General features: G+C 72.9%; 13 protein-coding genes and 1 riboswitch. Of the genes, 5 read left to right on the top strand and 8 right to left on the bottom strand.

The window, feature by feature from the left end:
* Nucleotides 1–16: 16 nt before the first annotated feature.
* Nucleotides 17–1,234, bottom strand: coding sequence for a glycosyltransferase (locus ACQEVI_RS22530; RefSeq protein ID WP_432903088.1), 1,218 nt, complete (start codon nucleotides 1,232–1,234; stop codon nucleotides 17–19).
* Nucleotides 1,231–1,677 carry a GbsR/MarR family transcriptional regulator gene (locus ACQEVI_RS22525; RefSeq protein WP_432903085.1) on the bottom strand — a complete coding sequence of 149 codons (447 nt, stop codon included), beginning with the start codon at nucleotides 1,675–1,677 and terminating at the stop codon, nucleotides 1,231–1,233. The genes ACQEVI_RS22530 and ACQEVI_RS22525 overlap by 4 nt, the downstream gene beginning before the upstream one ends.
* 154 nt (nucleotides 1,678–1,831) lie before the next feature.
* Here ACQEVI_RS22525 and ACQEVI_RS22520 point away from each other — a divergent pair, with 154 nt between their 5' ends.
* The 4 genes from ACQEVI_RS22520 to ACQEVI_RS22505 all read left to right on the top strand — a co-directional run bounded on the left by ACQEVI_RS22520 (nucleotide 1,832) and on the right by ACQEVI_RS22505 (nucleotide 8,348).
* On the top strand, nucleotides 1,832–2,815 hold the full coding sequence (locus tag ACQEVI_RS22520; protein ID WP_432903082.1) for an ArsR/SmtB family transcription factor: 984 nt from the start codon (nucleotides 1,832–1,834) through the stop codon (nucleotides 2,813–2,815).
* Nucleotides 2,816–3,107: 292 nt separating this feature from the next.
* On the top strand, nucleotides 3,108–4,916 hold the full coding sequence (locus tag ACQEVI_RS22515; protein ID WP_432903079.1) for a DUF222 domain-containing protein: 1,809 nt from the start codon (nucleotides 3,108–3,110) through the stop codon (nucleotides 4,914–4,916).
* A gap of 174 nt (nucleotides 4,917–5,090) precedes the next feature.
* Nucleotides 5,091–7,418 (top strand): hypothetical protein, encoded by a 2,328-nt coding sequence (locus tag ACQEVI_RS22510; RefSeq protein ID WP_432903077.1) that lies wholly within the window; start codon nucleotides 5,091–5,093, stop codon nucleotides 7,416–7,418.
* 195 nt (nucleotides 7,419–7,613) lie between these two features.
* Complete coding sequence (locus ACQEVI_RS22505) at nucleotides 7,614–8,348, top strand: lytic murein transglycosylase (protein ID WP_432903075.1); 735 nt, start codon at nucleotides 7,614–7,616, stop codon at nucleotides 8,346–8,348.
* On the opposite strand, the gene ACQEVI_RS22500 is transcribed toward ACQEVI_RS22505, so the two are convergent.
* From ACQEVI_RS22500 to thiO, 5 genes are all read right to left on the bottom strand, one after another.
* Nucleotides 8,336–9,220, bottom strand: coding sequence for an HAD family hydrolase (locus ACQEVI_RS22500; RefSeq protein ID WP_432903072.1), 885 nt, complete (start codon nucleotides 9,218–9,220; stop codon nucleotides 8,336–8,338). The genes ACQEVI_RS22505 and ACQEVI_RS22500 overlap by 13 nt on opposite strands.
* Nucleotides 9,221–9,369: 149 nt before the next feature.
* Nucleotides 9,370–10,590 carry a ThiF family adenylyltransferase gene (locus ACQEVI_RS22495; protein WP_432903069.1) on the bottom strand — a complete coding sequence of 407 codons (1,221 nt, stop codon included), beginning with the start codon at nucleotides 10,588–10,590 and terminating at the stop codon, nucleotides 9,370–9,372.
* Complete coding sequence (locus tag ACQEVI_RS22490; RefSeq protein ID WP_432903067.1) at nucleotides 10,587–11,432, bottom strand: thiazole synthase; 846 nt, start codon at nucleotides 11,430–11,432, stop codon at nucleotides 10,587–10,589. The genes ACQEVI_RS22495 and ACQEVI_RS22490 overlap by 4 nt, the downstream gene beginning before the upstream one ends.
* 2 nt (nucleotides 11,433–11,434) lie before the next feature.
* The gene (gene thiS / locus ACQEVI_RS22485) at nucleotides 11,435–11,713 is read right to left on the bottom strand and encodes a sulfur carrier protein ThiS (RefSeq protein ID WP_432903065.1); all 279 of its coding nucleotides are present in this window, start codon (nucleotides 11,711–11,713) and stop codon (nucleotides 11,435–11,437) included.
* Nucleotides 11,710–13,011 carry a glycine oxidase ThiO gene (thiO, locus tag ACQEVI_RS22480; protein ID WP_432903063.1) on the bottom strand — a complete coding sequence of 434 codons (1,302 nt, stop codon included), beginning with the start codon at nucleotides 13,009–13,011 and terminating at the stop codon, nucleotides 11,710–11,712. The genes thiS and thiO overlap by 4 nt, the downstream gene beginning before the upstream one ends.
* Nucleotides 13,001–13,104, bottom strand: a riboswitch (TPP riboswitch). It overlaps the preceding gene by 11 nt.
* 83 nt (nucleotides 13,105–13,187) lie before the next feature.
* Between thiO and thiE the strand changes: the two genes are divergently transcribed.
* Nucleotides 13,188–13,835, top strand: coding sequence for a thiamine phosphate synthase (thiE, locus tag ACQEVI_RS22475; RefSeq protein ID WP_432903060.1), 648 nt, complete (start codon nucleotides 13,188–13,190; stop codon nucleotides 13,833–13,835).
* Nucleotides 13,836–13,847: 12 nt separating this feature from the next.
* Here thiE and ACQEVI_RS22470 read toward each other — a convergent pair whose 3' ends face one another.
* Nucleotides 13,848–14,141: a hypothetical protein gene (locus ACQEVI_RS22470; RefSeq protein WP_432903058.1), complete on the bottom strand. Its 294-nt coding sequence runs from the start codon at nucleotides 14,139–14,141 to the stop codon at nucleotides 13,848–13,850.
* Nucleotides 14,142–14,225 lie beyond the last annotated feature (84 nt).

The following is a 14,225-nucleotide window of genomic DNA, read 5'->3' as shown; positions in this document are numbered from 1 at the left end:
GCCGCCGGCCGGCGGATCAGGCTTCCGCGACCGCCTGCTCGACCCTGGCGACGGCAACGGCCACACCGTCCTCCTTGGCGACCTTCGCGGCAAGCCCCCGCGCCCTTTCGCCTCGCGATGCGGCGTCGTCGATCGCCGCCGCGAAGCGGTCCGCGGTGAGTGTCCCGGTCAGGGGCGACGCCGCGATCCCGATCTCGTGCGCCTGCCGCGCCCAGAAGGACTGGTCACCCTGGAACGGCCTGATCACCTGCGGCACCCCCGCCCGCAGGGCGGCGGCGACCGTTCCTACTCCACCATGGTGTACCGCGACCGCGGTGCGGGGCAGCAGCCAGCTGTGCGGCGCCTGATCGAGCACATGGACGGACTCGGGCACCTGTGACGGCCTGAGCGCGCCCCAGCCCGTCGCCAGGACGGCGCGGCGACCGGAACGCCGCAGGCCATCGAGCACTGTCCTCGTGAACGCGTCCGGATCCTTGGCCAGCATGCTGCCGAAGCCGACGTACACGGGCGGCTCTCCGTCATCGAGGAAGCGGGTCAGTGCCTCGGGCGGCGTCCAGTCGTCGCGCGGCGGCAGGCTCCAGAAGCCCATCGGCGCCAGGCCGGCCGCCCAGTCGTCCGGGGCAGGCAGCAGGTGCGGGCTCCATGCGTGCAGGACGCCGTCGCGGGCGATGCGGTCCGTCAGGCTCGCCGTCGGCCCGGTCAGGCCGAGCGCTTCGGACCGCCAGGAGCGGACCATGCGCCGGTAGGGCGCCTCGACCACGCTCGCGAGCCGCCAGCTCGCCCGGTTGAGGAACCGCGGCGGCCGGACCGGGCTGAGCGGCGAGGGAAACCGTGCCGTCGGGCTGAACAGCGGGACCGGCAGGGCGGCGATCGACGGCACCCCCAGGGAGTCCGCCAGGTGGTGCGCGCCCAGCGACTTGGGGGCGTGGACGACGACGTCGGCGCCACCGTCCCGCAGCGTGGCCACGTCGTCCAGCCAGCGCCGCAGCAGCGGGACGGCCGAGCGCGCCGCCGTGACGGACGCACGCGCCCCCTTCCCCGCCACCTCCTCCTGGAGAGCAAAGATGCCGTCGTCGAGCGGTGCGACCGGAACCCCGCGGGCCGCGGCGTCGCCCGTCAGGCGCCTGGGGGCCGCGAGCAGCGGCTCATGGCCCGCCCGGGCGAGCCCGAGCGCGAGCGCGACGAACGGTTCGACGTCGCCGCGGCTGCCCGTGGTCACCAGGAGGACCCTCATCGCGAGGCCTCCCACTCGTCCAGGAGCGCGGGGAACCGGTCCGCCATGAAGGCGTACATGTCGCGCATGTTCTCCAGCCGCTTGCGCCGCCGCGGGTCGTCGCCCACCGCGGCGAGGCCATGTGCGGCGAGCTCCTGGAACGCACCGAGCTCGGCCATCTTGGCGCGGAACGCCCGCCCGAAGACGTCCTCGGTCAGGCGGTACCGGTCACGCCGCTCGCCGCGTCGCCGGAACCGCTCCACCATCCCGGACCGGTCGAGCTGGCGTAGTGCCACGCTCATGCTGCTCTTGGCGACGGCGAGCCGTTCGCACAGCTCAGGGGCGTCCGCGCCGTCGTCGTCGGACGTGAGCAGGTGCCCGATGACGCGGCCCGCGGTGCGGCTCAGGCCCAGCCGCTCGTAGAACAGTCCTGCCTCTTCGGCGAAGTCCTCGATGGCGCTCATGACGCCCACACTACCCTTTGTTCGGTCCGTTCCGAACATACCGAACTCGGTCACATCAAGTCTGCAGCGATGTACTACCGCGCTGGATCTCGCCTCTCTACAGTTCGCGCGGGAGCGCGCCGCCGTGAGAGCCGGAACAGTCCTGGGGGGACCTGTGCTTCGCATTCACTTCTCTGCCACCGACCTCGTGCGCACCCGGGTCGGGACCCGGCTCGATCCGATGTGGGAGCTGGTCCTCAGCGTCCACCAGGTGGCCCAGCCCGCGTCGTACTTCGGCTCTTGGAGCAGGCTGGCCCGGCGCAGGCTCGTCCAGGCCGGGACGATGCGCGACGCCGAGCTGCTCGCGACGCTGACGCCCGCGCGCGGCTACTTCCCCGACTTCCTGACGCCCGCGGCCCTGCCGACGGAGTTCGAGGCGGGCGTCGAGACCGTGCTGGCCACGAGCAAGCAGCAGCTCAGGGCGGAGGTCGGCAGGCTCGACGGTGGCAGAGGCGCCGGGCCGTGGCTCGCCGACGTGGCGGCCGGCCGCCCAGCCGCCCTGCACCGGCTCGGCGTGGCCATGCGCCGCTACCACCGGACGGTGATGACGCCGCACGCCGACCAGGCCGCGGAGATCACCGGCCGCTGGGTGGCCGGCCTGGCGCACCGGACGCTCGCGCACGGCGTCGACGCGGTGCTGAGCACGCTCGGCCCCAAGACCCGCTGGCGGGCGCCGGTCCTGGAGATCGACTACCCGGTGACGCGGGACCTGTATCTCGAAGGCCGCGGGCTCTCCCTCGTCCCGACCTTCTTCGGCATCAACCACCCGATCACCCTTGCCGACCCGGAGCTGCGGCCCGTACTGGTCTACCCGGTCAGCCGGGAGCCGTTCTGGCGCCCCGACCGCGATCCCGCGGACCGGTCACAGGCCGATGCCCTCAGCGAGCTGCTGGGCCCGACCCGAGCGGCGGTGCTCCGGGTGCTGGACATCGAGCTGTCGACCACCGCCCTAGCGGCACGGACGTCCACCTCACCCTCCAGCGTCAGCCGGCACACAGCGGTGCTCCGGCGGGCCGGGCTGATCACCACCTGGCGCAGCGGCACCAGCGTGCTGCACCTGCGCACCACCATGGGGAACGACCTGGTCCACGGGCGCTGACCAGCGGCAGGACTGAGGGCTTGGAGGGGATCAACCTACGCGGGTGGCCGCAGTGGCACCGTCAGGAACGGGCACGGCCCTCACGCCTGGCCGTTCCTCATGAAGGTCTCGGCGCGGACGCGCCCCGACCGCTGACGCTTCTCAAGCATGCCGTAGCGACATCTGCATTGGCGCCTGAAGGGTTATCCACAGATTCGAGATCCATCATGCAGACCGCACGAGTGTTCGACATAATAGATGCACTGAGAGAGTGAGAACTAGAGACCAGCGATTCAGGTGGGCGGGGGTGGGCATGGTGGAGCAGACGACGAACAGTGGTCCCGCTGGGGGCCTGCCTGCTGTGGTCTCGATCGAGGACGTGCTGGCCCGGATCGAGAACGAGATCGACAACCTCACCACCCTGACCACCCCGGAGACGCTGACCGGGTGGGACGCCCCGGCGGTCGGCCGCCTGGTCGAAGCCCACACCCGCATCCGTCGGCTCACCGGCCGTCTGGACGGTGTCCGGTACACCCTGCTGCCCCGGATCGAGGACGAGGGCTCCTGGCGCTCGGGTGGCATGACGCGCACGTTCACGACCTGGCTGCGCCTGCGTGAAGGGATCTCCGCGCGCACCGCGGGCAAGGACATGACGATCGCGCGGCGTCTCGCGACGGCGCTGCCCGCCACCCGGGAGCGCCTGGTCGCCGGCACCCTGGGTGTCGACCACGCCCGCGTGATGACGGAGGTCGCACCCACCAGTGAGACGCGTACGGATGCGTTGGCGTGGTTGATCGATACCCGTACCGGGCACACCACCACCCCGGAACAGTTCGTGCAGAGCGTCCCGGTCGACTTCCCCGACCCGGCCGAGGACCCGGACGGGACCCGTACCCGGGAGCTGGTCACCCAGGTCCTGGAAGGCGCGGTCACGGAGGGAACCCTGGTCACGGGTGAGGGCATCGTCCTACGTGAAGCGGGTGTGTTGAACGCGGACCAGTTCCGCACGGTCGCGCGCCGGTTCGCGACCGTGACCGACCCGGACACCGACGACCTCGATGACGACAAGGCCGCGCAGGGTGAGTTCTTCGACCTGGCCAAGACGTTCGGCGGGTACCACGTGGCCGGGTTCCTCACCGACGAGCACGGCCTCCTGGTCAGCACCGCGATCAACGCGGTCCTGGGCGCCCCGTCCGCGGACGACGGTCGCACCACGACGCAGCGCCGCGCACAAGGCCTCGCCGACATCGCCCGGGTCGTGCTGGACACGAACCAGGCCTCCCCAGGGGCCGCGATCGCACCGCACCTGAACGTGACCGTGTCCTGGAACGAGTTCGTCACCCAGGTCACCCGCACCCGCGACGGCCTATGCCTGACCTGCGGACAGACCCGACCCGGGCGCGGCAACCACCTCGGCGCGGGTCCGAACGTCCCGAGCGCTGGCGTGGGGGCTGGCATCGAAGCAGGTGCGGATGCCGGTGCAGGGGCAGCGACCACCGGTCCAGCGGCCGGAGAACCGACCGGGAGCCCCACCGGAAGCCCGACCGGTAGTCCAGGTGGAGGCCCGGGTAGCTGGAGTGCCGTGGGAGCAACCGTGTCCGGATTCCTGTCACCCGGTGGTCCGGTGTTCACCGAGACCGGCGGCCGTGCCCCACGCGCCCTGGTGCGCCGCCTGGCGTGCCACAGTGCGGTGACCCGGATCGTGTTCGGACCCGACGGCGCCGTCCTGGACGTCGGACGCGCCCAACGCACCGTGACCGGACAGATGCGACGCGCCGTCATCGCCAGAGACCAGCACTGCGTCTGGCCAGGATGCGACCAACCACCCTCACGCTGCGAGGTCCACCACGCGATCACCCACTGGGCTGATGGTGGGGGCACGTCGGTCACCAACAGTGCCCTGCTGTGCTGGTACCACCACCAGCTCGTGGACTCCAAGGGCATCACCATGCACTGGACCGGGAAGCCCCCGGCCGACAACACAGCAAACACCCTGCTGAAGACCGGGTGGGCCTTCACCGACGCCCGCGGACACCGCATCCGCCTCCCCGAACCCATCGAAGCCCCACCACCATCAGGCACGGACCCGACCCCAGATCCACCAGCCGCCGAAGCCGCCTGACCCCGGAGACGCCGCCGCCGACCGACACCGCCTGGCCCCTGCGGCAGGGACTCACGGCTGGGCGCGGTGGCAAGCCTTTGCGGCAGGGTGCATTTGATTGCCGTCGCCGCACACCTTTTCTACGTTGCGTCTGTCTGATTTCACCCCTTCCGACCCACGGAGACGCAGCCCGTCATGAACCTGCCCCAGACCCGAGACCCTGCGCCCACGCGGCGCCGGCGACGGGAACGTCGTAGAAAGCCCCTGCTCCGCGTGGTCGCCATCGGCGTGACCACCGCCGTCAGCGGCGCCGCACTCGTGCCGGTGTACGACGCGCCCGACGCGGTGGCCCACTCGCACACGGAGTTCTGCTCGGAGCTCGTCAACCAGTCCGAGGAGTACATCTACGAGGAGTTCCCCGAGGAGGGCTCCCCGCCCGTCGAGGGCGAGGCCGAGGACTACACGTTCGATGCCGAGCTCGACGCGATCCTCGACTCCTACGTGGAACCGACCAGGGAGTACCTGGACCGGGTCCCCGACGAGTGGGCAGCCGAGCCGGTAGACACCAGGGAGCGCCTCGACTGGAGCTACAAGACCCATCTCGCCGGGGAGAACCCCAAGCTGTCGTGGGACCAGTGGAAGGAAACGTACAAGGGCTTCAACCACGACCAGAGCAGAGGCCTGGCATACGAGAAGACAGCGCTCTCGAACCTGTTCCCGATGGACACCGCCGACTGGCTGTGCCGGGACATCAAGCTCGACAACGGCCGCACGACGAGCGCGGTCAACAACCGCACTCGACAGTTCGTCAACGTCTCCCCCGGAAACACGATCTCGCAGGCCCGGCTCAACTCGTACAAGGACCTGACCAGCTCCGGCTACCGGGCACATCACGTGTTCAGCACCACGCCGAGCACGACCACGGCGCAACAGGTGCGCGCGTCCGGCGCGACGTACTCGGTACAGCGGGCGACCGGGAGCGGCCCGGCCAGCCCGGGCGGGCCGTTCAACCGGGACTGCCGGGAACGGGCGAGGTGCAACTGGCGGTCGAGCGGCGGTGCCGTGAACAGCCTCGCGCGCAACTCGGGCACCAGCGCGAGCAACGCCGTGAACCTGCGCACCGCCAGCAACCAGCTGATGAACTCCTCGCCACGCCGGTTCCCGCCCCCGTTCCGCGTGGGCGGCATCGACTGGACGTCGCTGGAGCTGCGGTACGTCTCGGACGACCCGAGCGCGCAGGAGTTCGACTACGCCTTCTCGGCCGCCGAGGTCCCGGAGGGGGCAGAGCCGTCGTTCGGCGGCGAGGCGACGCTCGACCTGTCGTCCGACGCGCTGTTCACCTGGCTCGCCCTCGACCGGAGACAGTTCTGGGTGAACCTCAACCCCGACCAGCCCGACACGATCATCGACGAGCAGTTCGCGACCACCGAGGCGGGGCGCGTCCTGCTGGAGTCGGACTTCGAGCTCAAGAGCAGCCTCTACGACAACATGAACCCGGAGACCGAGACGGGCAGGGAATTCTTCGACTCTCTCGAACGCGGCCCGAACGGCGAGCTGTGCTGGGCCTCGTGGCGCATGTGGGTCGAGCCGCTGCCCGCGTCGGCCCGTGAGGACGGCGACCAGCTGTACATCCTGGACGCACCGCTGCGAGTCCAGATGGAGCCGTTCGACGTCTCCGCACCGGGGTCGGGGCCGACCTGCGAGGAAGTCGTGTCCGAGGATGTCGCGAACCGGAATCTCCAGCGCCTGATCGAGAGCATGACCCCGCTGGTCGAGGAGGCCGTCAACACGGCCCCGGAGTACGCGGACCTGCGTCGCGTCTACACGGCACGGATCGCGGCGGAATGGCTCAGGCAGCGCGACGCCGTCCGGCCGGGCGCGTTCCACGACGTCATCGACAGCCGCGACGTGTCGCAGTGGCCCGTGCGGGAGGGCTGGGACCCGCAGGACGTGTACGACGCGTTCCTCGAAGCCCGGGAGACCGTGCAGTTCCGCTACGAGTACGAGCACGGCGACATGCCGTACTACATGGACGTCACCGGCGGGATCGCCTTGCCGGACGCCCCGCGCGACCCGATGTCAGCCGCACAGTTCGAGCGGGAGCACCCGACCCTGCCCGAGAGCGTGCAGGACGCGAAGTACGAGGCGGTCGCCGACCGCGACGTCGGCCCCGAGGCAGACGTCGGGACCGCCTGGCTCGGCGGCGGCACGCTGCCGGAGCCGGACCCCGACCCGGAGCCGACGCCCACCCCGACGCCCACCCCGACCCCGACCGCCGACGGCCCGGGTGACGACGGTCCCGGCACCGACCGGCCCGGTGACGGCACGCCGGGTGACGGCTCGGACGACCGACCCGACACGAGCGTGCCCACCCCGGACGCCGCAGACCGGCCGGACGACGGCGAGCTGGCCGCCACCGGGTTCTCGGGCGGCTGGCCGATCTGGGCCGCGCTCGCGCTGGTGCTGGCCGGCGCGACCCTGATCGTCCTGCGTTCCCGGCTCCACGCGAGGCAGCGGCGATAGCACCGCCCGCCCTTCCCGCCGGCTCTCGTCGACGGGAAGGGCGGCACCTGCTGCGAAAGCGCACGTTTGTGGGAGGTCCTGTCGGGGTATGCCAGATCGGTCTCACCTGGCCGTAGCCTCAAGGGCAGCACGGCGAGCGCCAGGGGGTCATCGCCTGCCGGCCTGTTCCCCAGACCTCGGAGACGCATCATCACCGTGAGACCAAGACTCCGGACCATCGCGCTCGCGAGCGCACTGCTGCTGACCGGCTGCAGCTCAGGCGGGACGGCGTGGCCGCCGGATCTCGCCTACGCGCCCGTGCCGCTCCAGCAGCTTCCCGAGGCGGCCGGCCGAGGCGACACGGCCGAGGTGCCTCTCGCGGAGCTGGCGCACGCGAGCTGGCTGGCGGACACCGCGGAGCACACCGAGATCCCGGCACGAGCCCTGGCGGCCTACGCCGGCGCGGCCCTGCGGCTGGCACGGACGCAGCCCGAGTGCGGCATCGGGTGGAACACGCTCGCGGGTATCGGCATGGTCGAGTCGGTGCACGGCACCTACCTCGGGGCGCGCACCGACGACGACGGCACGGTGCGCCCGGCGATCATCGGCATCCCGCTGGACGGCAGCGAGGGCGTCATGGCGATCACCGACACGGACGACGGCGAGCTCGACGAGGACGTGGAGTGGGACCGCGCGGTCGGACCCATGCAGTTCATCCCGACCACCTGGGCGGACCACGCGGAGGACGGCAACCTCGACGGGGAGGCCGATCCGCACCAGATCGACGACGCGGCGCTGACCGCCGCCCACTACCTGTGCGAGAGCGGCGGCGACGTCACCACCGACGACGGGTGGACCAGCGCGCTGGCGGCCTACAACCGCTCGGTGTCGTACGCCAACGACGTGGCAGATCTCGCCGGGTCGTACGCGGATCGACCTCAGGCCTCGTGACGCGCGGTCAGGGTGCGGAGGACCGTGACGACGCCGTGCTCCGCCAGGGTCCCGGTGACCTCGTCCGCGGCATCGACGACGGTCGCGGGCGCGTGGCCCATCGCGACGCCGCGAGCCGCCCACGCGATCATCTCCAGGTCGTTGATCCCGTCCCCCACGGCCACGGTTCGCCCGGTGTCCACGCCGATCCGCTCGCGGATCCGCTCGAGTGCCGTCGCCTTGCTCACGTCGCGCGGCGTGACGTCCAGCCAGTCGGGACCGGCCGGCGTCGGCGTGACACCCAGCGCGCGCAGTGGGTCGATCAGGTCCAGGACGCCGGCGGCCCGGAGGATGACGCGCGACGCGGGCACGTCCCACAGCTCCGTGTCGGGGGCCTCGCGCTGCTCCCCGTTCACCAGGCTCGGGTCGAAGAACCGGTTGACCCGGTAGCCCCAGCCGATCTCCTCGACGCCCACCTGGACGGTGGGGAGGGCAGCCCGAGCGAGGCGGATCACCGGCTCGACGTCAAAGGCGTGCACCGTCTCGAGCCGGAACCCGCCGGAGAGGGCAGCACCGACCCGCGCGACCACCGCACCGTTGGACGCGACGACCCAGCCCGGGTCGATGCCCAGCCGGCGAGCGACGGGTAGAACACCCACCAGAGACCGACCCGAGGCCAGCACCACGTGGTGTCCGGCCCGCCGCACCTCCTCCACTGCTTCGACGGTCACGGCGGGGACGATCATGCCGCCCGCCGACAGGGTGCCGTCGATGTCGAGCGCGATCAGGGCGCCGGCCGCGGCGCCGCTTCCGGGAAAGGTCCCGGGAGTGGGCACGGCTGCCCGCTGCGGGTCGGTGGTGGACGGCGTCACGGTACCTGTCGTCGGCGTCATACCTCTCAGACGCGCTGCCCACCCGGATGTCACAGCACTTCCCGGAACGCCGGCCCGCCGAAGCGTCCTGGCCTCACCTGGGCAAGCGTCATACGGATGATTATGACCCAATTTGCCGCAGATTTACTTCCTATTTGCTCACGTTTTGCTCACGAGGTGCTCGCGGTGTGCTCCCGTAGCCACGCGTCCATGCCGCCCTCGACCGACCGGGCATCGAGTCCTGTCCCGCGCAGCTGCCGGGCCACGCGGTCAGACCGGGCGCCGGACTTGCACAGCACGTGCACCGGGCGGCCCGCCGCCCAGGCCGTGACGTCGTCGACCACGACCCCCGCGCGGTCCCCGGCGAAGGCACCCGAGGGGACCGGCCGGGCGCCGGCCAGGGCGGCGAGCTCGATCTCCCAGGGCTCGCGCACGTCGAGCACCGCAGGCTCCGGACCGTCCGCGCGCAATGCCGCCAGCTCCCCTACGCTGGTCCGCGCAGTGGCCGCCGCGCCGTCCGAGGGCTCCGAGCCGTCCGCCGGCGACAGCCCGCAGAACACCGCGTACGGGTCGGCATCGCCGGTGCCGGCCAGCAGCGCCGTGACGGGTTCCCGGGCCGGATCGCCCCGGACGGTGAGATGTCGCCAGGTGAGGGCCAGTGCGTCGTACGTCGCGAGCCGCCCGAGCAGGGTGTCGCCCAGCCCGGTGACGAGCTTGATCGCCTCGGTCGCCATGACCGAGCCCAGGGTGCCGCACATCGCGCCGAGCACACCGCCCGTCGCGCAGTCGGGCGAGGCGCCGGCCGGCGGCGGCTCCGGGAACACGTCCCGGTAGGTCACGCCGTCCACGCCGGCCGGTGGCGCGCCCCAGAACGTCGCGACCTGTCCCGTGAACCGGTAGATCGCGCCCCAGACGCACGGGATGCCCAGCACCTCCGCGGCGTCGGAGACGAGGTAGCGCGTGGCGAAGGCGTCGGTCCCGTCGAGCACCACGTCGTAGCCGGAGAGCACGGCCAGCGCGTTGGCGGCGGTCAGCCGCTCCCGGTGCTCGACGACGCGAACGTGCGGGTTGGCCTCCGCGACCGTCGCGCGTGCCGACGTGGTCTTCGGCGAGCCCAGGTCCGAGACGCCGTGGATCACCTGACGCTGCAGGTTCGACGTCTCGACGAGGTCGTCGTCCACTATTCCGAGCGTGCCGACGCCCGCCGCGGCGAGGTAGAGCAGGGCGGGGCTGCCCAGGCCGCCCGCACCCACCACGAGCACGCGGGCGCTCGCCAGCCGGCGCTGCCCCTCGGTGCCCATGCCGGGCAGCACCAGGTGGCGCGCGTACCGGGCCAGCTCGTCCCGGTCCAGCGCGCGGCCGGGCTCGACGAGCGGCGGCAGCGCGGTCACAGCGCCAGGTCCAGGTTGTCGCCGACCACGTTGTCGCCGACGGCGACCAGGCCCCCGACCGGGGACGACGCCAGCGCCCGCTCCCGCCGCGGCGGCCTGCCCGCACCGGCCGCCGCATACCCGGCCTCGACCGCGAGCCGCATCGCGTGCGCCATCCGCACCGGGTCTGCCGCGCGGGTCACGGCGGTCGCCAGCAGGACGCCGTCGCACCCGAGCTCCATCGCGAGCGCCGCGTCCGACGCCGTACCGATCCCCGCGTCCAGGATCACCGGGACGGACGCGGCGCCGGCGATCGCCTCGATGTTGCGCGGGTTGGCGATGCCGAGCCCGGAGCCGATCGGCGAGCCCAGCGGCATGACCGCCGCACAGCCGACGTCCTCCAGGCGGCGCGCGGTGATCGGGTCGTCGTTGGTGTACGGCAGCACGGTGAATCCGTCGTCGACCAGGATCTTGGCTGCCTCGACCAGGCCGACCACGTCGGGCAGGAGCGTCACGTCGTCGGCGATGACCTCCAGCTTGACCCAGTCGGTCGCGCACGCCTCGCGGGCGAGCTGCGCGGTGAGCACCGCCTCGCGCACGGAGAAGCAGCCGGCGGTGTTGGGTAGGGCGCGGATGCCCAGGCGTTCGAGCAGCCCCCAGACGGACGGGTCGCCGGCGGCTGCCGGGTCGTCCGACGGCCGGGGCCGGGACACGCGGCGCATCGCGACGGTCGTCAGCTCCGTGCCCGAGGCCACGAGCGCGTCCTCCAGGGCGAGCAGGCTCGCCGCTCCCCCGGTGCCCATGACCAGGCGTGATCCGAGCGTCGTGCCCGCGATGGTGAACGGTGTGTCAGTGCTCAGCATGCTCAGCCTCCCTGCACTGCGGTGACGACCTCGACACGGTCGCCCGGCCGGACGTACGTGGTGCCCCAGGCGCTGCGCGGCACGACGGCGTCGTCGAGTGCGACGGCGACCCCGCGCGGTGCGCCGTCGACCACGAGGTCGGGCAGCAGGCGGGCGACCAGGTCGGCGATCGGCAGCGGGCCGTCGAGCGGGTACGGCTCGCCGTTGACGACGGCCGCGCCGGGCGCCCCGGGAGCCTGCGCTCCGGCGGTGCCGGATGTCGCGGACGGTGCTGTGGTCATGCTGTGCCTCCTCGTTCGGTCCTGGGTGTGGTGCTGTGTGGTGTGGTGCTGTGTGGTGTGGTGCTGTGTGGCGCGGCGCGGTCCGCGACGGCGAACCGGAGCGGGTCCGCGTACCGGGTGGCCGCCTCGACGGCGGCCCTGACCTCCGGCCCGCCCGGCGACCCCGGCGGCCCCGGCGGCGCAGCGCCCAGCGCCTCGTCGACGGCGGCCGCCGTCAGCGGGGTGAGCAGGATGCCGTTGCGGTGGTGCCCCGTGGCCAGGTACAGGCCGTCGGCCGCCCGGCCCAGGAGCGGTGCGTTGTCCGGGCTGCCGGGCCGGGCCCGGGTGATGGCCCCCAGGAGGACCGCGTCGTCGAGCTCGGGCAGCAGGGCGCGGGCGTCGCGCAGCAGCGCGAAGACGTCGCCGGCGCGGGTCAGGTGGTTGTCGTCGCGCTCGTCCGACGTCGCGCCGACGACCAGCTCGCGCCGCCCGTCGGGCCGTACCCGGCGGGGTACCACGTAGACGGGTCGCCCCTGCACGGTGCCGCGCACCACTACCGCGGGCGAACGGTCGGCGGCGGCGTCCAGGCGCAGGGTCGTGCCGGGTACGGGCCGGGTGGGCGCACCCGCGAACAGGGCTGCGCTCGCGTGGCCGGCGGCCAGGACCACCGTCCCCGCGGAGTAGGCGGTGCCCGCGTCGTCGAGCACGCCGACGACTGCGCCGTCCGCCCAGGTCAGCGAGACCGCGGCGCGGGGCACGTGGGTCGCGCGGGCGGTGACCACGGCGAGCGCCGCGTGCACCGCACGCGGGTCCACCTGGTGGTCGCCGGGGACCCACGCCGCACCCGCCACCCGGGGCCCGACGCCGGGCTCGCGCCGCCGCGCCTCGGCGGGCGTGATCTCCACCGAGCCGAGACCCAGGTCCCGGTGCAGGGCGAGGATCCGGCGCAGCGCGACCAGGTCGTCGCCGTCGTAGGCGAGGGCGAGGGTCCCTGCGGTCTCCAGGCCGACGGCGCCGGCCGGCAGCCCCGCCGCGCGTTCGAGCGCGTCGGCGAACTCGGGCCAGAGGGCGAGCGAGGCCGTGCCCAGCCGCGTCTGCGCCTCCTCCCCGAAGCCCGCCTCCATGACCGGCGCGAGCATGCCCGCGGCGGCGTGGGTGGCGCCGTCGCCGGGCGCCGGGTCCAGGACGACGACGTTCGCCCCGGCCTCCAGCGCACGCCAGGCAGCGGTCAGGCCGATGATGCCCCCGCCGACGACGAGGACGTCGCACGCGTGACTGCTCGCACAGCTGACAACGTGGCTGCTCGCACGGCTGCTCAAGTGTTCTCCCTTCGCTGGCATGACCCAGATCAGGTTCGACGGTCGGCGCCCTGCGCCCTCTCAGCCCCGTCCGGGGCTCCCGTGCACGCGACAACCATAACCCTGCCCGGCGGCCGCTCCGGGACGCCTGTGCACCAGGCGCCGGCCCACCAGCGCGTCGACATACACTCACGCTCGTGGATCCCCGTACCCGGCTCGCCGACGCCCGCCTGTACCTGTGCACGGACGCCCGTCAGACCACCGGTGACCTGGAACCGTTCCTGCACGCGGCGCTGGAGGGCGGCGTCGACGTCGTCCAGCTCCGGGACAAGTCCCTGGAGGCGGCCCGCGAGGTAGAGCTGCACGCCCTCGTCGCTCGGGTGGCCACCGAGCACGGCGCGCTGTGGGCGGTCAACGACCGGGCCGACATCGCGCGGATCGCCGGTGCTCCCGTGGTGCACATGGGCCGGGGCGACCTGCCGTCCGGCGCGGTGCAGGCCCTGCTGGGCGAGGGCCCCGTGCTGGGCCGCTCCACCCACTCCCTCGACCAGGCGCTGGCAGCCGAGGCCGACGCCCGCGTCGACTACTTCTGCGTGGGTCCCGTCTGGGCCACACCCACCAAGCCGGGCCGCGCGGCCGTCGGCGTCGACCTGGTGCGCGACGTCGCCGCCAAGGAGCCGGCCACGCCCTGGTTCGCCATCGGCGGGGTCGACGACGCCCGCCTCGACCAGGTGCTCGACGCCGGGGCGCGCCGCGTCGTCGTCGTCCGCGCCATCACGCAGGCGGACGACCCGAGGGCCGCCGCCGCCGGTCTGCGGCGCAGGATCACGGACGCGGACGGGTAGCGCGAGCGGGGGTCAGCGCTCGTCCGCCGCGGGCCGGCTGCGCCGTCCGAGGACGAAGCCGACCGCACCACCGATCAGGAGCGCCCCGGCGCCGGACAGCAGTGCTGCCGCCCCGGGCGCATAGGTGCCGTCCGGGACGTAGGTCGTGCCCGACAGGGGCGCGTACGCGAACCAGCCGTAGGACGTCGGGCGGCTCTCGAACCAGGCGGCGGTGCCCAGGAGCACGAGTCCGAGGACGGCGAGGACCGGGACGACGACACGTACGGCGCGCTCCCGACGGGGTACCGGAGGCGGGGTGGCTGTCATGCCGCTCATCCTCCCGGCGCACGTCGCCGAGGGCAACCGTCGTTCCTGGCCACCCGGTGGACAGACGGGTCATTCCGGGTAGTT

Source organism: Promicromonospora sp. CA-289599, from assembly GCF_050936155.1.
In the GTDB taxonomy this organism is placed as follows: Bacteria; Actinomycetota; Actinomycetes; order Actinomycetales; family Cellulomonadaceae; genus Promicromonospora.
The sequence above is the reverse complement of the archived record's forward strand: the minus strand, read 5'-3'. Positions and strand labels throughout refer to the sequence as shown.

Coding starts and splice junctions, on each gene's coding strand:
- ACQEVI_RS22530 (WP_432903088.1), bottom strand. CDS start 1,234: ATGAGGGTCCTCCTGGTGACCACGGGCAGCCGCGGCGACGTCGAACCG.
- ACQEVI_RS22525 (WP_432903085.1), bottom strand. CDS start 1,677: ATGAGCGCCATCGAGGACTTCGCCGAAGAGGCAGGACTGTTCTACGAG.
- ACQEVI_RS22515 (WP_432903079.1), top strand. CDS start 3,108: ATGGTGGAGCAGACGACGAACAGTGGTCCCGCTGGGGGCCTGCCTGCT.
- ACQEVI_RS22510 (WP_432903077.1), top strand. CDS start 5,091: ATGAACCTGCCCCAGACCCGAGACCCTGCGCCCACGCGGCGCCGGCGA.
- ACQEVI_RS22500 (WP_432903072.1), bottom strand. CDS start 9,220: ATGACGCCGACGACAGGTACCGTGACGCCGTCCACCACCGACCCGCAG.
- ACQEVI_RS22490 (WP_432903067.1), bottom strand. CDS start 11,432: ATGCTGAGCACTGACACACCGTTCACCATCGCGGGCACGACGCTCGGA.
- thiS (WP_432903065.1), bottom strand. CDS start 11,713: ATGACCACAGCACCGTCCGCGACATCCGGCACCGCCGGAGCGCAGGCT.
- ACQEVI_RS22470 (WP_432903058.1), bottom strand. CDS start 14,141: ATGACAGCCACCCCGCCTCCGGTACCCCGTCGGGAGCGCGCCGTACGT.